At 62.3% G+C, this 24,228-nt stretch carries 24 protein-coding genes and 2 pseudogenes; 16 read left to right on the top strand and 10 right to left on the bottom strand.

Translation table 11 applies throughout. The features are described from left to right. Window positions 1–5: 5 nt before the first annotated feature. The 5 genes and pseudogenes from MTX21_RS18810 (at window position 6) to MTX21_RS18790 (ending at window position 5,744) form a co-directional block, all read left to right on the top strand. Complete coding sequence (locus tag MTX21_RS18810) at window positions 6–755, top strand: glucose 1-dehydrogenase (protein ID WP_280966259.1); 750 nt, start codon at window positions 6–8, stop codon at window positions 753–755. Between the two features lie 24 nt (window positions 756–779). Next, a pseudogene (locus tag MTX21_RS18805) lies at window positions 780–1,630 on the top strand (transketolase). Next, entirely contained in the window at window positions 1,627–2,637 is a 1,011-nt protein-coding gene (locus MTX21_RS18800; protein WP_280966258.1) for a transketolase family protein, read from the top strand. Before MTX21_RS18805 ends, MTX21_RS18800 begins: the two are co-directional and overlap by 4 nt. Window positions 2,638–2,829: 192 nt before the next feature. Then, window positions 2,830–3,855: a TRAP transporter substrate-binding protein gene (locus MTX21_RS18795; protein ID WP_280966257.1), complete on the top strand. Its 1,026-nt coding sequence runs from the start codon at window positions 2,830–2,832 to the stop codon at window positions 3,853–3,855. A gap of 5 nt (window positions 3,856–3,860) precedes the next feature. Next, window positions 3,861–5,744 carry a TRAP transporter large permease subunit gene (locus MTX21_RS18790; RefSeq protein ID WP_280971095.1) on the top strand — a complete coding sequence of 628 codons (1,884 nt, stop codon included), beginning with the start codon at window positions 3,861–3,863 and terminating at the stop codon, window positions 5,742–5,744. 41 nt (window positions 5,745–5,785) lie between these two features. On the opposite strand, the gene MTX21_RS18785 is transcribed toward MTX21_RS18790, so the two are convergent. The 7 genes from MTX21_RS18785 to groES form a co-directional block, all read right to left on the bottom strand. Continuing rightward, on the bottom strand, window positions 5,786–6,046 hold the full coding sequence (locus MTX21_RS18785) for a hypothetical protein (RefSeq protein ID WP_280966256.1): 261 nt from the start codon (window positions 6,044–6,046) through the stop codon (window positions 5,786–5,788). Window positions 6,047–6,416: 370 nt separating this feature from the next. Then, window positions 6,417–6,656 (bottom strand): hypothetical protein, encoded by a 240-nt coding sequence (locus MTX21_RS18780; protein WP_280966255.1) that lies wholly within the window; start codon window positions 6,654–6,656, stop codon window positions 6,417–6,419. Between the two features lie 253 nt (window positions 6,657–6,909). Beyond that, window positions 6,910–7,410 (bottom strand): transcription elongation factor GreA, encoded by a 501-nt coding sequence (gene greA, locus MTX21_RS18775; protein ID WP_280966254.1) that lies wholly within the window; start codon window positions 7,408–7,410, stop codon window positions 6,910–6,912. A 46-nt stretch (window positions 7,411–7,456) separates the two neighbouring features. Continuing rightward, complete coding sequence (locus MTX21_RS18770) at window positions 7,457–8,122, bottom strand: sensor histidine kinase (protein WP_280966253.1); 666 nt, start codon at window positions 8,120–8,122, stop codon at window positions 7,457–7,459. 147 nt (window positions 8,123–8,269) lie between these two features. Beyond that, window positions 8,270–8,650 (bottom strand): SPW repeat protein, encoded by a 381-nt coding sequence (locus tag MTX21_RS18765; RefSeq protein ID WP_280966252.1) that lies wholly within the window; start codon window positions 8,648–8,650, stop codon window positions 8,270–8,272. A gap of 155 nt (window positions 8,651–8,805) precedes the next feature. Next, window positions 8,806–10,446: a chaperonin GroEL gene (gene groL / locus MTX21_RS18760; RefSeq protein WP_280966251.1), complete on the bottom strand. Its 1,641-nt coding sequence runs from the start codon at window positions 10,444–10,446 to the stop codon at window positions 8,806–8,808. A gap of 215 nt (window positions 10,447–10,661) precedes the next feature. Next, on the bottom strand, window positions 10,662–10,976 hold the full coding sequence (groES, locus tag MTX21_RS18755; RefSeq protein WP_280971094.1) for a co-chaperone GroES: 315 nt from the start codon (window positions 10,974–10,976) through the stop codon (window positions 10,662–10,664). 421 nt (window positions 10,977–11,397) lie between these two features. Between groES and MTX21_RS18750 the strand changes: the two genes are divergently transcribed. The 3 genes from MTX21_RS18750 to MTX21_RS18740 all read left to right on the top strand — a co-directional run bounded on the left by MTX21_RS18750 (window position 11,398) and on the right by MTX21_RS18740 (window position 12,837). Beyond that, on the top strand, window positions 11,398–11,526 hold the full coding sequence (locus tag MTX21_RS18750) for a hypothetical protein (RefSeq protein ID WP_280966250.1): 129 nt from the start codon (window positions 11,398–11,400) through the stop codon (window positions 11,524–11,526). Between the two features lie 29 nt (window positions 11,527–11,555). Next, the gene (locus MTX21_RS18745) at window positions 11,556–12,002 is read left to right on the top strand and encodes a hypothetical protein (protein ID WP_280966249.1); all 447 of its coding nucleotides are present in this window, start codon (window positions 11,556–11,558) and stop codon (window positions 12,000–12,002) included. A gap of 475 nt (window positions 12,003–12,477) precedes the next feature. Next, the gene (locus MTX21_RS18740; protein ID WP_280966248.1) at window positions 12,478–12,837 is read left to right on the top strand and encodes a hypothetical protein; all 360 of its coding nucleotides are present in this window, start codon (window positions 12,478–12,480) and stop codon (window positions 12,835–12,837) included. A gap of 198 nt (window positions 12,838–13,035) precedes the next feature. Here MTX21_RS18740 and MTX21_RS18735 read toward each other — a convergent pair whose 3' ends face one another. After that, window positions 13,036–13,548: a recombinase family protein gene (locus MTX21_RS18735; RefSeq protein WP_280966247.1), complete on the bottom strand. Its 513-nt coding sequence runs from the start codon at window positions 13,546–13,548 to the stop codon at window positions 13,036–13,038. Between MTX21_RS18735 and MTX21_RS18730 the strand changes: the two genes are divergently transcribed. From MTX21_RS18730 to MTX21_RS18710, 5 genes and pseudogenes are all read left to right on the top strand, one after another. Then, on the top strand, window positions 13,470–13,721 hold the full coding sequence (locus MTX21_RS18730; protein WP_280971186.1) for a hypothetical protein: 252 nt from the start codon (window positions 13,470–13,472) through the stop codon (window positions 13,719–13,721). The genes MTX21_RS18735 and MTX21_RS18730 overlap by 79 nt on opposite strands. 237 nt (window positions 13,722–13,958) lie before the next feature. Further along, window positions 13,959–14,819, top strand: a complete 861-nt coding sequence (locus MTX21_RS18725; RefSeq protein ID WP_128943944.1) for a site-specific integrase — start codon at window positions 13,959–13,961, stop codon at window positions 14,817–14,819. A gap of 6 nt (window positions 14,820–14,825) precedes the next feature. Then, window positions 14,826–16,007 (top strand): IS91 family transposase, encoded by a 1,182-nt coding sequence (locus MTX21_RS18720; RefSeq protein WP_280970930.1) that lies wholly within the window; start codon window positions 14,826–14,828, stop codon window positions 16,005–16,007. A 414-nt stretch (window positions 16,008–16,421) separates the two neighbouring features. Beyond that, window positions 16,422–17,365: pseudogene (locus tag MTX21_RS18715) on the top strand (IS630 family transposase). Window positions 17,366–18,053: 688 nt separating this feature from the next. After that, window positions 18,054–18,908 (top strand): hypothetical protein, encoded by an 855-nt coding sequence (locus MTX21_RS18710; RefSeq protein WP_280966246.1) that lies wholly within the window; start codon window positions 18,054–18,056, stop codon window positions 18,906–18,908. Here MTX21_RS18710 and MTX21_RS18705 read toward each other — a convergent pair. Continuing rightward, on the bottom strand, window positions 18,833–20,434 hold the full coding sequence (locus tag MTX21_RS18705; RefSeq protein WP_280966245.1) for a protein kinase: 1,602 nt from the start codon (window positions 20,432–20,434) through the stop codon (window positions 18,833–18,835). The genes MTX21_RS18710 and MTX21_RS18705 overlap by 76 nt on opposite strands. A gap of 342 nt (window positions 20,435–20,776) precedes the next feature. On the opposite strand from MTX21_RS18705, the gene MTX21_RS18700 reads away from it, so the two are divergent. From MTX21_RS18700 to MTX21_RS18690, 3 genes are read left to right on the top strand one after another with little or no spacing between them, the layout of a single operon-like run. Next, window positions 20,777–21,226 (top strand): hypothetical protein, encoded by a 450-nt coding sequence (locus MTX21_RS18700; protein WP_280966244.1) that lies wholly within the window; start codon window positions 20,777–20,779, stop codon window positions 21,224–21,226. Then, window positions 21,133–21,726: a PDZ domain-containing protein gene (locus MTX21_RS18695; protein WP_341510093.1), complete on the top strand. Its 594-nt coding sequence runs from the start codon at window positions 21,133–21,135 to the stop codon at window positions 21,724–21,726. The genes MTX21_RS18700 and MTX21_RS18695 overlap by 94 nt, the downstream gene beginning before the upstream one ends. A gap of 13 nt (window positions 21,727–21,739) precedes the next feature. Further along, window positions 21,740–22,057: a S41 family peptidase gene (locus tag MTX21_RS18690; protein ID WP_280966242.1), complete on the top strand. Its 318-nt coding sequence runs from the start codon at window positions 21,740–21,742 to the stop codon at window positions 22,055–22,057. Window positions 22,058–22,184: 127 nt separating this feature from the next. On the opposite strand, the gene MTX21_RS18685 is transcribed toward MTX21_RS18690, so the two are convergent. After that, window positions 22,185–23,960, bottom strand: a complete 1,776-nt coding sequence (locus MTX21_RS18685) for a Rieske (2Fe-2S) protein (protein ID WP_280966241.1) — start codon at window positions 23,958–23,960, stop codon at window positions 22,185–22,187. Window positions 23,961–24,228: the final 268 nt, after the last annotated feature.

The raw sequence follows: 24,228 nt of genomic DNA, 5'->3' as shown, positions 1-24,228 counted from the left end.
AACTGATGCTGCTCAGCGGTAAGACGGCCATCATTTCGGGCGCGGCCTCGCCGCGCGGCATCGGGCTGGCCACGGCCCGGCGGTTCGCCGCCGAGGGCGCTCGGGTCGCCATTCTCGACATCGACGCCGCCGCGGCAGCGGATGCTGCGGCTTCGCTCGGAAAATCGCACATCGGGCTGGATTGCGACGTCGCCGACAAGCCGTCCTGCGAGCAGGCGGTCGCCCGCGCGGTCGAGGCCTTCGGCGGCATCGATATCCTGATCAACAATGCGGGCATCACCCAGCCGGTCAAGTTCCTCGATATCTCGCCGGCTGATTGGGATCGCATTCAGGACGTCAATCTGAAGGGCATTCTGTTCCTCTCCCAGGCTGTGATCCCGCATATGCGCGCGCGGAAGTCCGGATCCATCGCCTGCATGTCGTCGGTCTCGGCGCAGCGCGGCGGTGGAATCTTCGGCGGCCCGCATTATTCGGCGGCGAAGGCCGGTGTGCTGGGTCTCGCCAAGGCGATGGCCCGCGAGTTCGGCCCGGACGGCATCCGCGTCAACTGCGTCACGCCCGGCCTGATCGGCACCGATATCACCGCCGGCAAGCTGACCGACGAGATGAGGGCGAAGATCCTGGAAGGCATTCCGCTCAATCGTCTCGGCACCGCAGAAGACGTTGCCGGCATCTACACCTTCCTGGCCTCGGATCTATCCTCCTACGTCACCGGCGCCGTGATCGACGTCAACGGCGGGATGCTTATCCACTGAGACAGCGAGACAAGGTCGAGATCGATGGAAACGCCTGTAAACACGCTGACCAACACCCCCAAGCTGGCGGACCGCGCCTACAACATTCGCCGCAACGCGCTGCGCATGGGCGAAGTCCAGGGTCAGGGCTATATCGCGCAGGCGCTAGACATTTCCGACGTTCTCGCCGTGGCCTACTTCCACGCGATGCGCTACCGGCCTGAAGATCCGTCCTGGGAGGAGCGCGATCGCTTCCTTCTCTCGAACGGGCATTATGCGATCGCGCTGTATGCGGCGTTGATCGAGGCCGGGATTGTCCCCGAAGATGAGCTCGAAACATACGGCAGCGACGAGAGCCGTCTGCCGATGTCGGGCATGGCGTCCTATACGCCCGGCATGGAAATGTCGGGTGGATCGCTCGGACTGGGCCTCAGCATCGCCGTCGGCATGGGGCTCGGCCTCAAGCGCAAGAAATCCGGAGCCCGGGTCTACACGTTGTTCTCCGATGGCGAACTCGACGAAGGCTCGGTCTGGGAAGCCATCCAGTCGGCTGGCCATTACAAGCTCGACAATCTCATCGGCATCGTCGACGTCAACAATCAGCAGGCGGACGGTCTTCGAACCAGGTGATGGCTTTCGAGCCGCTGGTCGAGAAGCTCGAGGCGTTCGGCTGGTTCGTACAGCGCATCGACGGCAACGATCTCGATGCGGTGGTTGCCGCGTTCGATGCCGCCAAGTCCCATCCCGAGCCCAAGCCGCGAATGATCGTTGCCGACACGCTGATGGGGAAGGGCGTTCCCTTCCTCGAGCAGCGCGAGAAAAACCATTTCATCCGCGTCGAGCAGCATGAATGGCAGCTCGCGCTTGCCGCGCTGGAAGCCGGGAGGCAGGCATGAAGACCGTCAGATCAGCACCACAACCGGGCAAGCCCCGCCTGACCACCTCGGCCATGATCGCCTCGATCGCCGCCGAGGGACAGCGAACCAGGCCGGCGCCCTTCGGCAACGCGCTTGTTGAGCTCGCACGCAGCCGGCCGGAGGTGGTCGGTATGACGGCCGACCTCGGCAAATACACCGACCTGCACATCTTCGCGAAGGAATTCCCGGACCGCTATTATCAGATGGGCATGGCCGAGCAGCTGCTGTTCGGCGCCGCCTCCGGGTTGGCCGCAGAAGGGTTCATGCCGTTCGCGACCACCTACGCCGTGTTCGCATCGCGGCGGGCCTACGATTTCATTCACCAGACGATCGCGGAGGAAGACCGCAACGTGAAGATCATCTGCGCATTGCCCGGCTTGACCTCCGGCTATGGCCCGAGCCACCAGGCCGCCGAAGATCTCGCGCTGTTCCGCGCCATGCCCAACATGACGGTCGTCGATCCCTGCGATGCCCATGAAATCGAGCAACTGGTGCCCGCCATCGCGGCGCATCGCGGGCCGGTCTACATGCGCCTGCTGCGTGGCCAGGTCCCGGTCGTGCTGGACGAATATGACTACAAGTTCGAACTCGGAAACGCCAAGCTGATCCGTGACGGGAAAGACGTCCTGGTCATCTCATCCGGCATCATGACCATGCGCGCCCTCGAGGCCGTGCAAAGCCTGAAGAACGACCGCATCGATGCTGCGGTGCTGCATGTTCCAACCATCAAGCCGCTCGATGCGGAGACGATCTTGCGTGAAGCCGGCAAGCCCGGCCGCCTTGTCGTCGTTGCCGAAAACCACACGACGATCGGCGGTCTCGGCGAGGCGGTCGCGGCGGTCCTGATGCGCTCGGGCGTCCATCCGCGTTTCCGCCAGATTGCATTGCCGGACGAGTTTCTTGACGCCGGCGCACTGCCGACGCTGCACGACCGCTACGGGATCTCGACCGCAGAGGTCGCGAGGCAGATCATACACTGGCTTTAGCGTACCTACGCTAAGCGCGACCAGACCAAACCAGTCGAGGAGCTGCGCCCGCCGCATGTTGCGGCGACGGGTGATGGCTCTTGTCCACATGCCGGCGGCCGAGAGCCGGTGAACGAACAGACCGCAACGCTGCAGGCCCTCTGGGGCCGATGCAGCCGGCACCATTCTCAAATATTGGTTTAGGAGGAAAATATGCCTGTCGCGAAGTCCGCAAGCATCAGCCGCCGTTCGCTCTTGATGGCGGCCACGGCCGTACCTCTCTGCGGGATTTTGACCCGCCCGGCATCCGCCGCTGAGTTCGTCTACAAGTTCGCGACCGGACAGGACCCGACGCATCCGGTGAATATCAGGGCGCAGGAAGCGATCGACCGCATCAAGGAAGCGACCAGCGGCCGCCTGGAGATCAGGCTGTTCCCGGCCAACCAGCTCGGCTCGGACACCGAGCTCTTGACGCAGGTTCGCAGCGGCGGCGTCGAGTTCTTCAACCAGTCGTCCTCGATCCTCGCCACGCTGGTGCCGAGCGCCGGAATCGTGAATACCGGCTTCGCCTTCGCCGACTACGACAGCGTCTGGAAGGCTATGGACGGCGATCTCGGCACCTACATCCGGGCGCAGATCGCCAAGACGCCGATCATGGCGGTCTCGAAGGCCTGGGACAACGGCTTCCGTCAGGTGACGTCCTCCGGCCGCGAGATCCGCACGCCGGACGACCTGAAGAATTTCCAGATCCGCGTTCCCCCCGCGCCGCTACTGACCTCGCTGTTCAAGGCGCTCGGCGCCGGGCCGACCCCGATCAACTTCAACGAGGTCTATTCCGCGCTGCAGACCAAGGTCGTCGACGGCCAGGAGAATCCGTTGCCCATCATCGCGACGGCGCGGCTTTACGAAGTGCAGAACACGTGCAGCCTGACCGGTCACGTCTGGGACGGCTATTGGATTCTCGGCAACAAGCGCGCTTTCGAGCGTCTCCCCAAGGACGTGCAGGAGATCGTCACTCGCGAGCTCGACCGCTCCGCCATCGATCAGCGCGCCGATATCGCAAAGCTCAGCCGGTCTCTGCGTAACGATCTCTCCGCCAAGAGCCTCAAGTTCGTCGACGTCGATCGTGCCGCTTTCCGCCAGGCGCTGTCCAAGACCAGCTTCTATTCGGACTGGAAGGGCAAATTCGGCGAGGAGGCGTGGTCGCAACTTGAAAAAGCGGCGGGCCAGCTATCATGACCAGCATGAGCCATACGCCGCATGTCGGTGCCGGTATGGCGGCCGGCGCGTCGCAGGCAGGCCGGTGCAGTTGGGTGATAACGGCGAACACGGTGCTTGGCCATGTCGTCGCGGTCCCGGCAGCACTGCTCGTGCTGGCGGAGATTGCGGTGCTGTCTGCGGGCATCGTGGGTCGATACGTGTTCCGCTCGCCCATCATCTGGTCCGACGAACTCGCCGGCCTTCTCTTTCTTTGGCTCGCCATGCTCGGTTCCGTGATTGCGTTCCAGCGCGGCGAGCACATGCGGATGACCGCGGTCGTCGGTGTTCTCAGTGCTCAGGTTCGTGCGTTTCTGGACGTCGTCGCGGCCGCGGCATCGCTAGCATTTCTCGTCCTCGTCGTCTGGCCCGCCTATGAATTCGCCGCAGACGAGGCATTCGTCACCACGCCTGCGCTCGAGATCGTCAATAGCTGGCGTGCGGCGGCTTTGCCGATCGGGATCGGACTGATGCTAATCGCAGCGGTCCTCCGGCTCATCCGCATCGCGAGCCCGCGCAGCTTGCTGGCGTCCCTGGCGATCGTCGCGGGCATCATCGCGACCTTCATTCTGCTGGCTCCGGCGTTGAAGCCGCTCGGCAATTTGAATCTTCTAATTTTCTTCGTTGTCGTGGTTGGCGCCATGGTCTTCGCGGCCGTGCCGATCGCGTTCGCATTCGGCCTCGCCACGGTCGGCTATCTCGCCTTGACGACCAGCACGCCCGACGTGGTGATGATCGGGCGGATGGACGAAGGCATGAGCCACCTGATTCTGCTCGCGGTGCCTCTCTTCGTCTTTCTCGGTCTGCTGATCGAGATGACAGGCATGGCGCGCGCGATGGTTGGCTTCCTGGCAAGCCTTCTGGGCCACGTGCGCGGCGGACTGCACTACGTGCTCGTCGGAGCGATGTATCTGGTCTCGGGTATTTCCGGCTCCAAGGCGGCAGATATGGCTGCGGTGGCTCCGGTGTTGTTTCCCGAGATGCGGCAGCGCGGGGCCAAGCCTGGCGATCTCGTCGCGCTCCTGGCCGCGACAGGCGCGCAGACCGAGACGATCCCACCGTCGCTGGTTCTGATCACGATCGGCTCGGTCACCGGTGTGTCGATCTCTGCGCTGTTTACTGGCGGGTTGCTGCCGGGCGTGGTGCTCGCGGTCATGCTCGCGGCCGTCGTGTGGTGGCGATACCGCCGCGAGGACTTGTCCCACGTCGAAAGGGCAAAGGGGTCGGAGATCGGCCGAGCCTTTGTCATCGCGATACCCGCTATCGCCCTGCCATTCGTGATCCGGACTGCCGTCGTCGAGGGCGTTGCGACGGCAACGGAGGTCTCGACCATCGGCATCCTGTACTCGGCCTGCGCGGGTCTCCTCGTCTACCGCCAGTTCGACTGGCGCCGTCTCTATCCGATGCTGGTCGAGACGGCTTCGCTGTCCGGGGCAATTCTGCTCATCATCGGCGCGGCGACGGGGATGGCCTGGGCGCTGACTCAGTCGGGATTTTCTGCCTCTCTTGCCAAGTGCATGACCAACCTTCCCGGCGGCGTCCCTGTCTTCCTGGCGGTCACGATCGTTACCTTCGTGATCCTGGGCAGCGTGCTGGAAGGGATCCCGGCCATCGTGCTGTTTGGCCCGCTGCTGTTCCCGATCGCGCGGCAGGTCGGGGTGCACGATGTCCACTATGCGATGGTGGTCGTCCTCGCCATGGGCATCGGCCTGTTCGCACCGCCGTTCGGCGTCGGTTACTACGCGGCCTGCGCGATCAGCCGCATCAATCCGGACGAGGGCATGAAGCCGATCATGGGCTACATGATCGCGCTCTTGATCGGCACCCTGATCGTCGCAGCCGTGCCCTGGTTGTCGATCGGCTTCCTTTGAGCGGCTCAGCAGGAGCCTCGCGGGAACCGCGAGGCTCCTGGTCAGGCGAATTTCGGCAGGTGCAGCGGCAGACCTTCGCAGGGCATATCGATCTCTTCGACCTGGCCCTTGCCGACCTCCGTGACGCGCAGCTTCTTGCCTTCGAGCGCAAAGGCACAATTCGTCGGCTGGGGTCCATCCAGGATCAGACCATCGGCGACCTCGCCTTGGCGGTTCAGGACCGTGACGTTGGCCGAGCTTCCCAGGCGGCGCCACGGTCGGAGGATGGATTCCGAACAAAGGACATCGCGCGCGAAGCTCAAGCCGCTCGGCGTTGGACGCAAAGAGGGGCGAAAAGCCCTCGATTAGATCGTCGCAACCCGAACTGAATGTCCGTATCGGTGGTTGCGCCTCCGGGATTTGAACCTGCAATCCGCCCCACGCGAAAGACACCGCGCCCTACCATACGATGGCGGCATCGAAAATGCGCTCGCTTGCGATTTTCCGCGACCGAGGCCGGTTTCACCCGACCGTAATGAATGATTATGGAAGTGCGCTCCGCGCAGATCGCATTGAGTAACTCCTTTCTGGCAGGAGGCCGAAAATTCCTGGGATCATTCTTAGCTGTCCCCCGTCTGAGGAGAGACCACTGTCCAGTGATACGAAGGAGGTTCGGACAAGCCGTTGCCGCTGCTACGCCGCTGAATTCAGCCGCGGGGGCTTGGCCGGATCAGCCGCGGCGCGGGTCGCCGCCACCGCCATCCAATCGCGCAACAATCCTCTGTCCTCCTTGGAAAAGGAAGCCCGCCGATTCAGGTCTTCCAGCGTCTCGCCGGGATGACATCGCTCGAAATCCTCGCGAATCAACGATTCAAGATAAGCTCGTTCCTCCTCACTGGCACGGCGGATATCGAGATCTGAGCCGGTCGGCATGGCTGACTTGGTACCCGATACTTTTGGTGGGGCTTGGCGTCTATATAACTTGGGTGCCAATTGATTGTTCGCAACAGATTAGTGCCGGAATGAGGGCGTTCGACCGAGCCCGGGTCGTATCCGGCGTGTTCTCTCGCCATGGGCCGTCGATGCGGCAACGTAGCGAGAGACATCGATATCGTCGCGGGCGGCAGCATGAGATCGAGCAACAGAGGGTCGAAGGGCCCGACTCGCGGCACACAGCGCCTGCCGATCAATGCCATTCGACCTTGTCGATCTGATAGGCCCTCGCACCGCCGGGCGCGATGACCTCGACGACCGCGCCTTTGGTCTTGCCGATGAGCGCGCGGGCGAGCGGCGAAAAGATCGAAATCTTACCGCTCCTTGCGTCCGCCTCGGACTCGCCAACGATCTGCCACATCCGCTTCTCGCGCGTGTCCTCGTCGGTCAGGGTCACCGTGGCCCCGAACTTGATGGTGTCGCCGGAAAGGCTCGATACGTCGATCACTTCGGCACGCGCGAGCTTGTCCTGGAGTTGCGCGATGCGAGCCTCATTGAGCTCCTGCTCGGATTTGGCGGCTAGATACTCCGCATTCTCAGGTAGGTTGGTGTCGTCCGCCTTAGCATCCTGGATGCGTTCGCCGATGCGCGGTCGCTCGACCTGAATGCGGTGCCTCAGCTCGTCTTGCAAAGATGCATAGCCGTCGGCTGTCATTGGCAGCCGCTCCGTCGATGCTTCAATAGCCTTGTTCATTGGACTGGGTGCCTATTCCGCATAGGACGCCTCGACGACATGGTAGCTAACCGGCCATTTGGTACGAGGGACAACTCGATCTCCCAGCTGCCGTTGCACCGGCGATCGGGAGCCGCAAGCGGGCAATCGTTCCCGATGCGCCGCAATCGAATTCCATGACGGCGCCGATTCTCTTACTCAGCTGGCTGACGATCGTCATCCCAAGTCCGGACCGCGCGCGCCTGTCTTTGGACACGCCCCGACCGTTGTCCGCCACGACCAATTCCACCTCGGCGTCGCGTCGTTTGAGTTCAATCCGAATCCAGCCGGCGGTGCCATCAAGGCCATGTTTGACACTGTTGGTCACCAGTTCCTGGACAATCAGCGCCAGCGACGAAGATGCGCCAGGCCCAAGGTCGATGGGATCGGCATCGACTTCGATGTGGACCGATTGAACCTCCAGCAGAGGCTGCCAGTACTTGGCCAGGTCACGGAGATAGTCGGCAAAGCTCTGCCCGGCATCTGAAGTCAGACGCCCCTGCAGGAGGCTCATGGTATGGATGATGTCGCGGGCCCATACCAACTGGTCCCGCGCCACGGGATCGGCCGTCTGCTTGAGCCGGCAATGTATGGCACCGATCATGAGCTGAAAGCAATTCGCGATCCTGTGGCGTATTTCCGCCACCTGCAAATCGGCCTCGTTTCGCTCAGGCTGGAGCATTGCGCCCTCCATGATCATCCTCCTTCCGGATCCGCGCAAACCAACAGGCTGACGGAAAGCAGCCCTCGCTCAAAGCAGCCCTCGCTCATGGAGCTCGCGAACAGGACCCGATCACGATCAAGGCGGAGAACGGGCCAGGTCGACACCCGACCCGCGTCCTTATCGTCGGGCGGTCACCTGTGGCGTCTGATGCATGAACCACAGCTTCACGCCCGCCAGCACAGCGACGATCAGACCCGCGATGACATGGGCCCATCCGGCTGCGCTCTGCGCGGCAAAGCCAAGAACCCATGGCGACACCAACACCCACACTCCGAGCACGAGATTGACCCATTCCTCCCACTCGGCGAATTTTGTGAGCGCTGCGATCGCTACAACGCCAATGATGATACCACTCACCCAGGCGTTTGGCGCCGCGGGGTAGTCATGCGCAAACCCAAAGACCCACGGCGTCAGAAACAAGAGAGCCGCTAGGATGAGATTTGCGATATCAACTCCGGATTCCTTCCATTTCAGCTCTGTCCATTTCAGCTCTGTCATTTTCGGCCTCCAGCATGCTCATTTCACACCTTAATCCTAGACACCCTCCGATCCGACGTGCTCAGCCGTCGAACGAGTAGCTCATAACTGCAACGCTCTATTGATCACTTGATTGGGGCCGTCGCGTACCTCGCCACCTCAGTTTGTTCCGTTCCTCATGCCGCGAAGTCCATGTCACTCATTCCGGCGTCCGGCAACGGCGGTTGGGCTTTCTTCTTTGGCAACTCGGCGACCATGGCTTCGGTTGTGATCAGCAAACCCGCCACCGACGCGGCGTCCTGCAACGCAGAGCGAACCACTTTGGTCGGATCGATGATCCCTTTGGAAACAAGGTTGGTGTATTCGCCGTCCTGCGCATTGAAGCCATAGGCGTAGGTATCCTTCTCCAGGATCTTCCCGACGACGATGGAGCCGTCTTCGCCTGCATTGCGCGCGATCTGGCGGGTCGGCCAGGCAAGCGCCTTGCGGACGATCTCGACGCCATAGCGTTGGTCGTCGTTCTTCGGTTTCACGCGCGCCAGTGCCTTCACTGCGCGCAGCAATGCGACCCCGCCGCCCGGCAGGATGCCTTCCTCGACCGCGGCGCGGGTCGCGTGCATCGCGTCGTCGACGCGATCCTTGCGCTCCTTGACCTCGACCTCGGTGGCGCCGCCCACGCGGATCACCGCCACGCCGCCCGCGAGCTTGGCAAGCCGCTCCTGCAGCTTCTCACGATCATAATCCGACGTCGTCTCCCCGATCTCGGTCTTGATCTGCTTGACGCGCGCCTCGATGTCCGCCTTCTTGCCGGCGCCGGCGACGATGGTGGTGTTCTCCTTGTCGATTTCAACCTTCTTCGCGCGCCCAAGCATGTTGAGAGCCACGTTCTCGAGCTTGGCGCCCAGATCTTCCGAGATGAAGGTGCCGCCGGTGAGGATGGCGATGTCCTGCAGCATGGCCTTGCGGCGATCGCCGAAGCCCGGCGCTTTCACGGCGGCAACCTTGAGCCCGCCGCGAAGCTTATTCACCACCAGCGTCGCCAGCGCCTCGCCCTCGATATCCTCGGCGATGATGAGGAGCGGCTTGCCGGCCTGTGCAACCGACTCGAGCAGCGGCAAGAGCGGTTGCAGCCCGGAGAGCTTCTTCTCGTGGATGAGGATGTACGGGTCGTCCAACTCAACCCGCATCTTGTCGGCATTCGTGACGAAGTAGGGCGAGACGTAACCGCGGTCGAATCGCATACCTTCCACGACTTCGAGCTCAGTGTTCAGGGACTTTGCTTCTTCGATGGTGATCACGCCCTCGTTGCCGACTTTCTTCATGGCGTCGGCCAGGAAGCGGCCGATCTCGGCGTCGCCGTTGGCCGAGATCGTGGCCACCTGGGCCACCTCGTCGTTTGTGGCGAGCTTCTTCGAGTTCTTGCCGAGGTCCTCGACCACCGCCTCTGTCGCGAGGTCGATTCCTCGCTTGAGATCCATCGGGTTCATACCGGCGGCCACCGCCTTGGCACCTTCGTGCACGATCGCATGAGCAAGCACCGTCGCGGTCGTGGTGCCGTCGCCGACTTGGTCGGAAGTCTTGGATGCGACCTCGCGCACCATCTGTGCGCCCATGTTCTCGAACTTGTCTTCGAGCTCGATCTCCTTGGCGACGGTAACGCCATCCTTGCTGATGCGCGGCGCGCCGAACGACTTTTCAAGAACCACGTTGCGGCCCTTCGGGCCGAGCGTCACTCTCACCGCATTGGCGAGAATATCGATGCCGCGCAGCATTTTCTCGCGCGCCTCGGTGGAGAATCTGACTTCCTTCGCGCTCATGTTGGTAGCTCCTCAAAGATCCATTGTGTTCTCCCAGACTGGTGGAGCCATCTGGTTCTGTCCGTGCCGGCTGCGGTTGAAGCTCCTGGGCCCACCGTCGCTCCACGCGCTCCAGGACGTGCTTCGGCAGATCTAGTCGCTCCATTCATGCCTCCTTGGCGAGGTCTCGGGAACCGTCCCGAACCAGGCGTGGGGACTGATGGTTGAGTTCGGAGTCAGGCCGCTTTCTTCTTGGCCGCCGATTCTTCAAGCACTCCCATGACGTCGCTCTCTTTCATGATGAGATATTCGATCCCATCGAGCTTGACCTCGGTGCCTGACCATTTTCCGAACAGAACGCGGTCACCGATCTTCAGGTCGATCGGGATCAACTTGCCGGTTTCGTCGCGGCCTCCCGGCCCCACGGCGATGACCTCGCCTTGTTGCGGCTTCTCCTTGGCCGTATCCGGGATGATGATGCCGCCGGCGGACTTTTCCTCGGCTTCGATACGCTTGACGACCACGCGGTCGTGGAGCGGGCGGAACTGCATGCATTCCTCCTTCTGCAAGACCGAATTTTGATAGTGCCGCGCCCGGGAGGCAGAAGCCCTACCCAGGGCGAAAATTGGTGTAGGAATGCGCAAAATCGGTTTCAAGATGTGCCTTCAAAAAAAATTAGCACTCCTCTTGCTTGAGCGCTGCCAGATAAAAAAAAGTACTAATTACAATGAGTTATTTGGCTGGCAGCCCCTTGAAACATCCACCATGCCTCCCAAATCGTTCGCCGCTGAACACCCTTTGCCCGCGCCCCGCAAGCGCCGGGCCGAGGAGGGGCATCGGATGCGCCAGAACAGGGAACGACCCGAATCCGGACCATGCGAGTCGCTCCAAATCTGGCGATCCATCGATGCACGTTCGAGATGGCCGACGCCGCCACCTCGCTCAGGCCGCCTCACTCGAGGAGAAGCGTCCATGCTGCAGGTCGAGGACATCAACGAGGACAAAGTCACCCTCGTTTCGCAACGAGGTTCTGACGATCACCTTGCCCAAGACTGCCAGGCGCAACGCGAGGTGAGGCGTATCGCAATCAATAGCAACTGATCCTGCTCCCGCTTCATCGGGAGGAGTCTATGTCGGACCAGATCCCAAATGTCAGATTGTCAGGGACTGAGGGCGTCGCCGGACAACCGACGGTATGCGCTTCGCCCGATGCCGTCGTCCAAAACGCATCCCAAGCAACGGCGGCAAAAGACCTAGCGGGCGACGATCGCGCGTGGGCCAATCTTGCAAGTAGCTACGCCCATCCAAGCGACGTCCTGCGTGACCCGAAACTATCCGCGGAGCAGAAGCGAAATCTGCTACGTCAGTGGGCGCTAGACGCATACCGCATCGAGTTGTCCGCAACGGAGGGCATGCCGTCGAGCGCGTCCTCGCAGCTCAATGAAGCCATTGATGCGCTGATCGACCTCGACCAGCGTGATACGGAAATTGGCTCCGCGTCATGGCGATCAGAAGCGGCAACGCCATCGCAGCTTTTGGTCGATGCTGGATTTGAACCTGCAATCCGAGCGGGGTGAAAATTCTCTGGCCAGAGACACCGCGCCCTACCGACGATGGCGGGACCGAAATGCGCGTGCCTTCGATTTTTCGCGACGGAGGTCGCTCTCACCCGACCCATAGCCCGAGGTCTTTCAATATTCCTCCGTATGAGCGAAGACCTGCACTGGTCCCCGGGCTCACGAACGGTCTTATGCGTAAGATTGGATGAGGTATCGTAGGTTTGGTTGGTGTGGGGAAAGGCGGTAGCGCTCCCCCGCTACCATATCCAGCGTAAATCCTTGATTTCCCAGAGTTGGCCGATCGATGTTTCGACGCGAGGGATGTCTCGTTGATACATCGTAGTCGTGTCCACACAACCAGCGGAAGTCGCCAATTACATCTGCGTGGTGGCAACGGGACCGGTCCCAGCTCGAGCATCGGATTCCGTAGATTCATGGTGCGCGTCTTGGCCGCTACGGTGGAAAGATCGATCAGATCAAGCGCATCATCGATTTGCTGAAAGCGAAGGAAAGTACCCGGGCGGTCGCGGTGCTCGTCGATCCGTTCCGGGACTTCAATCCGGTGCCCGCAAAGGAGGAGTTCGCATCGTTCTGTTTGGTCGAGTTTCGCCGTCGCAACGAGGCTGGCGGCACGACCGTCGTGGATCCGATCGCGTTCTACCGAGCGCAGGAGTTCGCGCGTTGGTGGCCTGTCAATATCGCCGAGCTGAGACTTCTGCAACGTGAGATCGGCGAGGCTTGCGGTTTTGAGCCCGGTCGGATCACGACCATTGCCGCGGACGCCCGGACCATCGCGCGGTCGCCCACCCAAGTCGCCATGCCACTCATCGACCGTCTTCTCCGCCGATACTAAGGCTGCGGCCATAGTAGCGACGCTGCGGGACTTGGCCGATCAAAATGAAGGATACGAACACTCCAAGCGCGAGCCGGAAGACTTCAAGCGATGGTCACGGGGGCACTGCAGCGTGTGGCGGAGCTCGAAGCGGTCACCGATGAGCGCACCAAGTGAAGCAGCAGAAGCGGGCGTGGTCGATGAATAGCTTGGACGAGTTCAAGAAAGCGTACGCAAGGCTCTTCCGCCTGCCTCCGGATGCTGATTGTGTCGCCAAGCAACTCCATTTGCACAACCTGCGGTGACAACTTCATTAGAATCCCAAGGCCTAACTTTCAAAGGAAGATCAAGTCGGCCACCCGATATCGATCCCGTGCTGGGCCACCAGCTCTCGCATCTGCGTGATCTGCTCCGCTTGCGGCTGCCGGCGATGGTCGATGCGTTCCAGACGCCGCCGCGCGGGCCTGGCAGGCCCTGCTTGCTCAGCGTGGCCGCGATGTCGCGCGGCGACCTGGCGTTGAGGTAATCGGCAAAGATCTGGCGGATGACCGCTGCTTCCGTCTGGTCAATCTCCAGCTCGCCGGCTTTTCCGGGGCTGGCCGATAGCCGTAGCTGGGGCAGCCGTTGTGGAGTCCGTCGCGGACAACGCCGGCTTGACCGCGGCGCGTCTTGTGCGCTGGGTCCTTGAGGAAGAGCGAGGCGAACAGCCCCTTGACGCCGACTGCAGATCATCGGCGACGATGTTGTCCTGTGCGGTGATGACCTGGACGCCGGCAAAACTTGGTGCGCTTGTGAAACCGCGCCAACTCTTCAAGGTCGCGCGACAGGCGGTCGAGCGACTCGGCAATGATGACCTCGAACTTCCGGGCGCGCGCATCGCGCATCAGGCCTGCCAATGGTGTTAGTTGAGGCTGCGAGGCGCCCGTCCAGCCGCTCGAAATGATTACCGAACCGGATAAGCATCGACAGTGCAGGAAACGTCGGTATCAGCGCCACCGCACCTAGAGCATGTTGTCTTTTGCCGGAATCGGGATTGAACGAAGCCGCTGGCGCGGCATGTAGGGAGGCGTAGCAAGGATTGCCTCCTGTCTGAGAGGATTGCGGGTTTTCGAAGCCCAACCCTTTAGACAGGAGGTTTTCCGATGGCTGAGATCAGCCCACTTCGCCGCCGCATGATCGAGGACATGACGGTCCGCAATCTGTCACCGGCGACGCAGCAATCCTACCTCAACGCCGTAGCGAAGTTGAGCCGATATTTCGGTCGTTCTCCTGACCGCCTCGACCTGGAGGATATCCGTGCCTTCCAGGTTCATCTGGTTGCGACGGGGATGTCCTGGCCGGCGCTGAACCAGATCGTTTGCGCACTGCGGTTCTTCTACGGTGTGACCCTTGGTCATGACACCGTTCCGGAGCGCATCGCCTATGCGCGTAAACCGCGCAAACTGCCGGTCGTGCTGAGCGCCGACGAGGTCGTGCGCTTCCTGGAAGCAATCCCAAGCCTCAAGAGCCGTACCGCGCTGACCACCGTCTATGCCGCAGGCTTGCGCGTATCGGAAGTGGTCCTCTTGAAGGTTGTCGACATTGATAGCCAACGGATGTTGATCCGGGTCGAGCACGGCAAGGGCGGCAAGGACCGTTACGTTATGCTCTCGCCGCAGCTTTTGAGGATTCTGCGGACGTATTGGCGGCTCACTCGGCCAAAGCGATGGCTGTTTCCCGGCCGAGACGACGAGCGTCCGCTCGTCCCCAACGTGCTGCACGCCGCCTGCCGTTCAGCCTGCGCTGCGGCCGGCTTGAGCAAGTCGGTGACAGTGCATACGCTGCGGCACACATTCGCGACCCATCTCCTGGAGAACGGGGCCGACGTGCGCATCATCCAGGTGCTGCTCGGTCATGCCAGTCTGGCCAGCACGGCGCGCTATACCCAAGTCGCCACCAAGACCATCAGCAATACGCCAAGTCCGCTTGACCGGCTCCGCCTGGAGGTCGTGCCGCCCGGCTGAGCGGACCTGATGGCTCCGGTTCTGGAAGTGGCGGATATCTTCCGCCGCCACGGCGAAGCGTTTCGGCAAGCCCGTGCCGAGCATCTGGGCCGCGTCGAGCGGCGCGTCATGGGCGCGATCACGGCATGCCGGACGGCTGTGCTCGGCGGCCACGTCGAGCAGTGCGATGACTGCGGCGCCACACGCATTGCCTACAACTCCTGTCGCAATCGGCATTGCCCGAAGTGCCAGGGCGCGGCGCGCGCGCAATGGCTCGCCGAACGGCAAGCCGAACTCCTTCCCGTACCGTATTTCCACGTCGTCTTCACCCTGCCGGCCCCCGCCGGAGAGATCGCCTTCCAGAACAAGGCCGTCGTCTACGCCATCCTGTTCCGCTGCGCGGCCGAGACGCTCGCCACCATCGCGGCCGACCCCAAGCATCTCGGCGCTCAGCTCGGCGTGACCGCCGTCCTCCACACCTGGGGCCAGACCCTGCAACACCATCCGCATCTCCACTGCGTCGTGCCCGGCGGTGGACCCTCGCTCGACGGCACACGCTGGGTCGCTTGCCGGCCCGGCTTCTTCCTGCCAGTACGCGTCCTCTCCCGGTTGTTCCGCCGCCTGTTTCTGCAAGAGCTGCAAGCTGCCTTCGCGGCTGGCCAGTTGGGTTTCTTTGGCGATCTCGCGCATCTGGCGGATCCCGCCGCGTTCACCCAACGCCTCGCTCAACTCCGACGGACCGACTGGGTCGTCTATGCCAAGCCGCCATTCGGCGGCCCCGAACAGGTGCTGGCTTATCTCGGCCGCTATACGCATCGCGTCGCCATCGCCAACAGCCGGCTGATCTCGCTTGCCGACGGCAAGGTCAGCTTTTCCTGGAAGGACTATCGGCAGAATCGCAAAGCCAAAGTGATGACGCTTAATGCCGATGAGTTCATTCGTCGCTTTCTCCTGCACACCCTGCCGGACGGCTTCCACCGCATCCGCCACTATGGTTTCCTCGCCAATGGCGGACGCAGCGATAAAATCGCCTTCTGCCGTCAACTCCTTACTGTCCGCAACCCTCCGACTGATCAAGAAGCCGGCGACGATCCCCTCACCAAATGGAAGATCCCCGTCTGCCCGCATTGTGGCGGCACCATGCGGCGCGTCGATGTCGTCCCGCGAGCCTGCGCCCGCGACCATCCGTTTCGTTGTGATACGTCATGACCAGCGCCTGCACCATCCACCTCCTCTGTGATCACCTTCGCGGTGGCAACGTCCGAAGTCGCCGCGGCCGCGCTCGTCACCGAACACCACGCCAATCGTTCGGCAACGCATCCCAGCGCAGCAAGTCGCTCGCTGGATCGCGCCCTTGGCCCTATCAAACGGGCTGCTCACATCCGATGAATGTCTCGCCGACGCGCGGCGACCACAGGAGCGCCTTCCCAGCAGCCGCACCCGCTGCACTATTCCCATAGCGCCCACAACTCCGCAGCTTCGTTCAATCCGGCTTCTATGAGGTCGCACGCACGACAGAGCGCGCGGCTCGCGCCTGCCACGCGACCTCACAGAACCCTCAAGATTCCCAGAGGAACCAATTTCTGATTCAAACTCCATGCTGGGGAACGGAGGCCAGCATGGATGACGCGACCGTTTTCAGAAGACATTCGCAAGCGTGCTCTGGCGCGGGCTGATGCGGGCGAGACGGTTCGCTCGATTGCGGCAGCGCTGCAGATCAGCCCCTCCTGTGTGACGAAGTGGAAGAATCTGCGGCGGGAGACAGGAGGTCTATCGCCCGGCAAGATCGGCGGTCACAAGAAGCCGGTTCTGTCGGGTGCCAACGGCGACTGGCTGCGCGAGCGCATTCGCTCGGGACCGTTTACCTTGCGTAAGCTCACGCAGGAACTGGCGGCGCGCGGGATCAAGACAGACGTGCGGGCCGTGTGGACTTTTGTGCACGCCGAGGGGCTGAGCTTCAAAAAAAACCGTTCGGCCGGCCGAGCAGGATCGGCACGACGTCGCCCGTAAACGGATCCGCTGGAAGGCCCATCAGAGCAGGATTGACGCCTCGCGCCTCGTCTTTATCGACGAGACCTGGATCAAGACCAACATGACACCGCTGCGCGGCTGGGGGACAAAGGGGCAGCGTCTCGAAGCATCTGCTCCTTTCGGCCACTGGAAGACCATGACCTTCATCGCAGCGCTGCGTCACGACCGGATCGGCGCGCCCTGGGTCATCGACGGTCCCATCAACGGCGAGCTCTTCACGCTCTATGTCGAGAAGGTGCTGGCACCAACCCTGACCGTGGGCGAGGTCGTCATTCTCGACAACCTCGGCAGCCACAAGGGCAAGGCGGCCCGCAGCGCCATCCGCGCCAGGGGTGCGCATCTGTTTCTTCCTGCCGCCCTACAGCCCCGACCTCAATCCGATCGAACAGGTCTTCGCCAAGCTCAAACACCTGATGCGCACCGCGGAGACGCGCGATGTCGAGGCAACCTGGCGCAAGGTCGGCGAACTCCTCGATATCTTCTCCAAACAGGAATGCGCCAACTATCTCAAAAACTCAGGATATGTTTCCGTATAAACACAGCGTCCTCTAACAGGGATGCGAATCTCTCCCTCTCCGCCAACTAACCACAGCGTGCGAAAACCCCAGTAAAACAAGGGGCGCCGAGAGCCACCGGATTCGACGGTGGAGAACTGCGGTGGAGACCCTGACGGGGACCGCGGCAGGCTCAAGTTGCCATCATTACCCCGCTGGCGAAAGCCCGAATCCTTCGAAAGCAGTTTTTCTTGACGGGCCGAGTCCTTGAACCCGGGCGATGGCGGCGTTTTCCGACCTCGTATGCCAACGCAGCCGACGGCCAAAAGCAGGACGGTTCGCGATGGAGCGCGGGGCTATGGCCGACCGTGATTCGCCGGGCGGTCGCGCTGCGGAGGAAGTCGTTTAGCCGCCGCATTTCGAATACGGGGGGAGTCTGGCGGCGGCGGGCTCCTTCGCGGTCGAGCCGTCACGGCACCGCTCGTTCCTGTCTTCCATAATCCTTGCGTGCCCGCCGCCGGCTCGCCCTCGAACCGGCTTCCTGCCGAAGCGCCATCGCCGGCGCCCCCCGCCGTGACGGTCGCCTTCGCTGTCTGCCCGGAGATCGCGGAGCGAAGCCTGTGGCCGGAGCCGGACGGCACCTCCGTTAGGACTGTACGAGCCGCAAAACTTTTGATTAGGGTTTATCCGGTGGACAATTTCTGGTCGTAACGGGTCTATGGGGGACGCCGTGATTTCATTTCGCAATTCAGGGCTCCTACTTTGTTTATTGCCGGTCCTGTCGGATTGCGGGCTCTACGTCCCGCAGAAGGACCCGCTGGTCCAAAACGACATCGATCCGCGCAATGGCATGTCGCGCCAGGGCAAGATCGAGAGCAACATCATTGCCAACATCAGGTGCGAAATCACCAGGGGCCTCTATCGCGCGGTAAACACCGGGAATGTGCCTTGGCTGGCGGGATGGGGCACCAGCATTTCTCTCAATCTCACCTGGGAGGAGACGTCGAACGTCAATCCGGGCATCCTCTACACGACGCCGATCGGCGGCTCCGACGTGTTTTCCGCCGGCGGCGGGGTGTCCGGTTCGGCGCATTCCACGCGGAACGAGGCTATCACCTTCACGCTCGAGAACAGGGAGCTTCTGCGCGAGGCGATGCTGACCAGCCATGCCAGTCAAGGACTCGATTGCAGCGCCTTGGAGGACGGGGTCACCGTATCGAGTGACCTGAAGATCGACGAGTTCATCTACGACAAGGCGTCGATCGCGGGCGGGCACGAGGCTAGGACGCGCCCGATCCTGTACCCCCAGTTCAGCACCTTCCAGGAGACGCTCACCTTCGTCGTCTCCGTCGGTGGCGACGTCACTCCGAGCTGGAAATTCATCCGCCTGTCAGTCAATCCGGGCGGACCGTTCCTGTCCGGCTCGCGGACGAAGACCAGCCAGGTGATCGTGACGCTCGGGCCGCTGGCCAAGCCCGCCGGACCCGCGGGTGCCGCGCAACTCGCCCTTCAGGCCGCCGTCCAGCACGACGCCGCGGTCGCAGGCAACGCCACGGCCGCCGCCATTCGCAGCCAGTCCAGATAAGGGAGAGCGGGGTGTCGGAAAGCGAATTCGGCGGCGGTGGGTCGGTCGACCTCGGCAAGGGCGTGGAGATCGATGGGGAGACCTTCTATCCCTTGTCGCGCCCCTCCGAACTGAATCCTTGTGCCGGCAAGGACGACGGTACGTCCTGCGGGCCCGGATGCGTCTGCCGCGGCGGCCAGTGCTACTACACTCTGAACCGGCTGCGGGAGATGGGCATCAAGATTCCAGACCTCTGAAGGAAGCCGCGCTCGAAGCGGGATCGCGAACCGGCCGCGAGTAGGTCCGCACCGAGGCCCGCTTAGGTCGACCCGACAAGGAATCAGGTGCCCGTGGCTTTGCGCCGGGCTCTCGTCCTGTCGATCAAACGGGCGCGTTCGACGCAGAAACAGTTCGCGTGCCGCGCCTCGGGAAGGTCGGTTCCGCGCTGCGGGCCCAAGAGCAGGTTGAGCGCATATCTCGGGGCGGGCGCGACGCGTCCCTCGCTCAGGTGACGGACGAATTCCGTTGCGATCATGCAGGCGCTGACGCACGCGACGAACGGAACCGACGGGGCGAATCCCTTGTCGTGATTCTCGTCGGATATCCGCGTGTTGATCTACCACTCTGTTCTTTTGACGCTGCTCGCGTGCAGCGTAGTTTCGGTTTGCTACCCACGCTCCCTTTTGAGTGTTGACCTTGGTCTTCATTGCGTCTGCCGCAAAGTGGGCAATGCCGAAGTCTGCGACGACTAACGATTCTGAATTTTTGTCGTAGAGCAGGTTCTCTGGCTTGAGATCGCGATGCCATATGTTTTGTTTGTGCGCTGCTTCGACGCCAGCGAGCGCTGTGGCAAACAGCTTCGGTACCTTGTCCGGTTCAATTCCATCGTCGATGAGCTTGCGCAGGCTGCTGTTCAAGAGCGGCATCACGTAGAATGGCTGCCCGCCGACAGTCGACAGGCCCCAATCCAGTACCTTCACGATGTTCGGATGGTTGGAGTGCGCGCAGAACCAAAGCTCGTTGGAAAAGCGATCACGTCGAGAACTAAGAAGGTCGACTTTGGTAAGTACCTTCATCGCAAACGGCCGGTAGTCATCGCGACGAACTTTCCAAACCGTCCCGTTTCCACCCTCTCCGACCCGTGTGTCGGTTTGATAGGCGTGAAACACCGTTCTGTATTCGGAGATCCTCGTGTCGAAGAATGATCCCTGCAGAAACGTGAGATGATGCCTCTTTAACGTCCGAGACACGATCTTCTTCGTGAGATCACCTGAGTTCGTCAGCAGATGAAGCACGATCGCATGCAGGACCTTGACCTTGGTCGGCTCAGGCAAGCCGACGAACCAGGTTCGGATGGGGGCGGATATTCGCCACTTGTCCCCAGCAGGTTCAGAGATGTCGTGTCGAATAGCGGTGGGCAAAACGTACTTCTGGGCGAGAACGCCAGACTGTGGGTAGTCCTCATCGAGGAAGTAAAGTATCCCGCGCAGAAGTCGATCTGCTCGTTCTCCACCTATTTCGACTGGTAGTCCAGCGGACTTCGGCACGTTGATACGCCAATTTAAGCAGCGTCATCGAGCCGAGCCGGCTTAGGCGCGAGTAAACGGTGCGCCGTTGAAGTCTCTCTAGCTAACAGCTGGCGCGACGCTCGCTGGAAACCACTTAGCGGGATGCGCGAAGCCTAGGCAAATAGTTGGAGGAGCACAACCTAATCTTTGGGGCTCGACAAGGGTAAAGTCCTGCGAGAAGTAGCCTCGTGGTGGCAGGATCGCTATCCTGGTCTGGCACGTCCTGACCTCAATGACCGCCTCCTTTCGCCAATGGGTAACGCGCCGGCATCGCAGCGCCGGCGAACTCGCCCGGCGGGCGCTTCACCGCGAGATAAGACGATGAAAAAGGCTATCGATATTTCGCCTTCGCGTCGCCAAGTTTTGCGACTGGCAGTGATGGTTGCGGCATGTGCCGTGGCTGCGAAGGCCCCGAACGCTGAGCCTCTAAAGGGAGAGGCAAGCAGTTCCTATGTTCCCGCTGACGGCGTCTCGACCTTCGAAAGCGTTTGGCAGACCGTGCGTGATCGCTTTTACGATCCGCATCACAACGGGCTGGACTGGCTGGCGGTTCGGGAGAGATATCTTCCGGACGTTCAACGGGCAACTTCCCAGAACTCTCTGGCGCGCATCATCAATGCCATGCTGTCTGAGTTGCGCGCTTCGCACACGCGTTTCTACACGCCGGATGCGCCGGAATATATCAACTTGCAGAGATCTTTTCCGGCGTACTGCGACGCCGGGGGCTGCAACGTGCGTTTCCGGACGGCCGCATTTCGTACCCTGGCATAGGTATCATTTCAGGTTCCGAGGTGACTGATCGTACCACGATCACTAGCGTGATCGATGGAACGCCGGCTCAGCAGGCGGGGCTCCGTGCTGGAGACGAGATAATTGCGGCTGACGGGACGGCATTTGAGCCGGTCGGGTCCTTCCGTGGGAAGGTGGGCGAATCGGTGGTCTTGGAGGTGCAGCGCGGCGCGGCGGTGGTGCAAATCCCGGTCAGGCCGGTCGACCTCGAGCCCACGACAATGTTCCTTCGTGGGTTGGAGTCCAGTGCTCGCGTCATTGAGTCCAACGGACGACGCATCGGCTATGTCCATGTTTGGTGCTATGCAGGCTCCGTCTATCAACGCGCTCTTGAACGTCTGCTGTCGCAAGGTGAGCTAAAAGACCCGGACGCGCTGATCTGGGATTTGCGGGATGGCTGGGGCGGCGCGCAACCCGAATATCTCGACCTGTTCAACGCCCGAGCGCCAACAATGCAGGTCACCGACCGGAAGCGGCACTAGCGAATTCGTAAACGTGAAGTGGCGCAAACCCGTTGCGATGCTCATCAACGGCGGTACGCGCAGCGGCAAGGAGGTCCTTGCCTATGGCTTCAAGAAGTACCGGTTGGGCGAGCTCATCGGGACCCGGACAGAGGGCGCGGTCCTTGCTGCCACCGCATTCCTCATCGGAAGCGTCCTGCTACTGCTCGCCGTCGAGGATGTCCGGGTCGATGGCGAGCGCCTGGAGGGCGTGGGTGTGACGCCGACGATCGAGGTTCAGGCAGGCGGTGCCTCCGCCGGATCGGAGGACCCCCAAGTGAGCCGTGCTGTCGCGGTTCTGTCCGGGACATGATCCGGACGTCGTCATACCTACTCGCAAAGCAGGGGCAATGCGAATGGTAATTGGAAGCGCGTTTCGGTTCGCCGGCGCAGGCTTTTGCCACTTCAGATCGCCGTTGCTGCGATCTCAGCGCGTGAGGTCAGGACAATCCAGCCTCTTGATGCAGCTCCCCACCCCGCATCAAGCGGCGGGCGATGTCGGCCGTCTGCAGGAACGCGCGTTCGGTTGGTGAATGCGCCGCGAGATAGCGGGCAACCGCGATCAGGATGTGCCGGCCTGCGTCCACGTCGCCCCACGCGCCGAATTGCCGGGCTCCCGCCTCCAGCATCTGATATGCATGGAAGCCTGCATCTTCGCGCAGCACCGCACGCGCAAGCGCAGCGATCAGCGGCTGCGGCGAATGGCCGAGCGTGAGGTGCCGTGCCACCAAGCGTGCGGCGAGATCGACCTGTCGCTGCCGGTCGAAGGCGTCGAGCAAGGCGGCACCGATCGTCTTCGGATCCGCGGGCAGATCATTGAGCTGCTCGCCGCCGTCGCCCGGGATGCGCGCCGGCGGCACATTGAGATATCGAGCAAGGTAGAGCGCCATCGCTCCGTGCAAGACGCCGCGGACGGCCGTGACGTGAGTGTCGATGCTGGCGGTCCCGATCCGCGTCAGCATCTGGTGGACTGCGTTGGCGTAGGTGAAGACGTGGTGCGCCGTCTCCCAGTCGGCGTGCTCGTTGGCATTGCCGAAGCGCGCCACCCTCAGCGCGGCCGCGTACGCGAGGGATTGGCCAAGGTCGGCCGGAGCGCCACCGGCGCGGATCGCCCTCTTGAGAGCGGCAACGATCCTGGCCGGATCGTCACCGAGCAGCTCTTGCGCCAGTGCAGCGTGGCCCGACCAGTCACGCGCGCCGCGTCCGGCCGCGAACAGGTCCGCCAGTTCGCTGCCTGATTCCTCGCACAACGCAACAAGGTCAACGGGCTGGCGCCAGGCCGTCGATTCCTCGGCACCACGGGCTGCCACCATCTGACCGACGACAGTCGGCAGCAGGGCCGCCGCGTGTTGCCAGCCGACGAGGTCGAGGCACTCGAAGGCCTTGTTGACGAAGTCGAGCGAGTGGCCGGTGTCGGCGAACGCGCGGTCGGTCGCGGCAGCGAACAGGGCATCAGCGAATTCAGCCGGGGAGAAGCCGGCCGCAATCGCCGTGAGCAGGGTGCGCTCGGCCGCCTCGCGATGGCGCACATTGGTCCAGCGCCGCAGCCAGCGCTTGAGCGCGGCCGGATCCGGTCGGCTGCCGAGCGGCGCGCGCTCCCGCCGCGGCGCCTCGCCGTCACAGTCCGCTGCCACGCGGCGTGCGCCCTGGAACAGAGCGAGATAGGCTTCCTCCTCCGGCAGCACAGGCAGGAGATTGGCGAGTGCCGTGAGGATCGTAAGTCCGACGCCCCAGCCGTCGCGGTTTTGCGCCCCGAACAGCGCCACCTGCCGGACGATTTCGCCCTGCGGTACGCCGGCCGCGAGCTGACCATGCACCGCCTTGGCAATGACGAGGCTGAGGTCGTGGGCGAGGCCATTTGCAAGCCGCTGATGCCAGTGCGCAGCGGGATCGGCCTGAGTGGTCTTCACCCAGACGTCACCATCGCGCACCTCGATCGGGCAGATCGGCACGTCGTCCGCCCACAGATCGAAGGTGCAGCCGCTTTCGAGATCGAAGCGAGCGTGGTGCCAGTGACAGGTCAAGATGCCGTCCTCGACGCTGCCGCGCTCGAGCGGAAAGCCCATGTGCGGGCACCGATTGTCGAGGGCGAAGACGCGCCCGCGGTCGTAGATGACGAGGATCGGGCGATGGCCACCGCGCACAACGAGCCGCCCCTCGATCTTCAGCTCCTCAAGGCTGCCCGCCAGCGCAAATTCCTTGCCGGGCGCGTCCATGCATGCCTCCCATTGTCGCTTTGGGGTCGCCGCAGGTACTCCACAACATAGGCATCCTCTCGCGCAAAGGCGAGAGGATGCTGTGGTTTAGGGGCTGCGTGAAAGAAACCGCACTGGATATCCAGCGGTACGGAACAGATGTTCAGCTCGATCGCGTTCGGCAGTTTCGACACAACCGCGGCGATGATAAGCGGCAAATGCAGGGGCGAGCACTGCGTGGCTGGTCAAACCGCGCATCCATCGTCGCACCGCCAGCCGAGATCACCTG

This window comes from Bradyrhizobium sp. ISRA430 (genome assembly GCF_029909975.1).
GTDB lineage: Bacteria > Pseudomonadota > Alphaproteobacteria > Rhizobiales > Xanthobacteraceae > Bradyrhizobium.
Note: the sequence above shows the minus strand (reverse complement) of the source record. Positions and strands in the feature narration are given on the sequence as shown.

Excerpts from the sequence above, each read along its gene's own strand:
- MTX21_RS18795 (WP_280966257.1), top strand. The coding sequence starts at position 2,830 with ATGCCTGTCGCGAAGTCCGCAAGCATCAGCCGCCGTTCGCTCTTGATG.
- MTX21_RS18790 (WP_280971095.1), top strand. The coding sequence starts at position 3,861 with ATGAGCCATACGCCGCATGTCGGTGCCGGTATGGCGGCCGGCGCGTCG.
- MTX21_RS18770 (WP_280966253.1), bottom strand. The coding sequence starts at position 8,122 with ATGGAGGGCGCAATGCTCCAGCCTGAGCGAAACGAGGCCGATTTGCAG.
- greA (WP_280966254.1), bottom strand. The coding sequence starts at position 7,410 with ATGAACAAGGCTATTGAAGCATCGACGGAGCGGCTGCCAATGACAGCC.
- MTX21_RS18700 (WP_280966244.1), top strand. The coding sequence starts at position 20,777 with ATGAAAAAGGCTATCGATATTTCGCCTTCGCGTCGCCAAGTTTTGCGA.
- groL (WP_280966251.1), bottom strand. The coding sequence starts at position 10,446 with ATGAGCGCGAAGGAAGTCAGATTCTCCACCGAGGCGCGCGAGAAAATG.
- MTX21_RS18725 (WP_128943944.1), top strand. The coding sequence starts at position 13,959 with ATGGCTGAGATCAGCCCACTTCGCCGCCGCATGATCGAGGACATGACG.
- MTX21_RS18800 (WP_280966258.1), top strand. The coding sequence starts at position 1,627 with ATGAAGACCGTCAGATCAGCACCACAACCGGGCAAGCCCCGCCTGACC.
- MTX21_RS18750 (WP_280966250.1), top strand. The coding sequence starts at position 11,398 with ATGCTGCAGGTCGAGGACATCAACGAGGACAAAGTCACCCTCGTTTCG.
- MTX21_RS18745 (WP_280966249.1), top strand. The coding sequence starts at position 11,556 with ATGTCGGACCAGATCCCAAATGTCAGATTGTCAGGGACTGAGGGCGTC.
- MTX21_RS18735 (WP_280966247.1), bottom strand. The coding sequence starts at position 13,548 with ATGATCTGCAGTCGGCGTCAAGGGGCTGTTCGCCTCGCTCTTCCTCAA.
- MTX21_RS18765 (WP_280966252.1), bottom strand. The coding sequence starts at position 8,650 with ATGACAGAGCTGAAATGGACAGAGCTGAAATGGAAGGAATCCGGAGTT.
- MTX21_RS18685 (WP_280966241.1), bottom strand. The coding sequence starts at position 23,960 with ATGGACGCGCCCGGCAAGGAATTTGCGCTGGCGGGCAGCCTTGAGGAG.
- groES (WP_280971094.1), bottom strand. The coding sequence starts at position 10,976 with ATGCAGTTCCGCCCGCTCCACGACCGCGTGGTCGTCAAGCGTATCGAA.
- MTX21_RS18780 (WP_280966255.1), bottom strand. The coding sequence starts at position 6,656 with ATGCCGACCGGCTCAGATCTCGATATCCGCCGTGCCAGTGAGGAGGAA.
- MTX21_RS18810 (WP_280966259.1), top strand. The coding sequence starts at position 6 with ATGCTGCTCAGCGGTAAGACGGCCATCATTTCGGGCGCGGCCTCGCCG.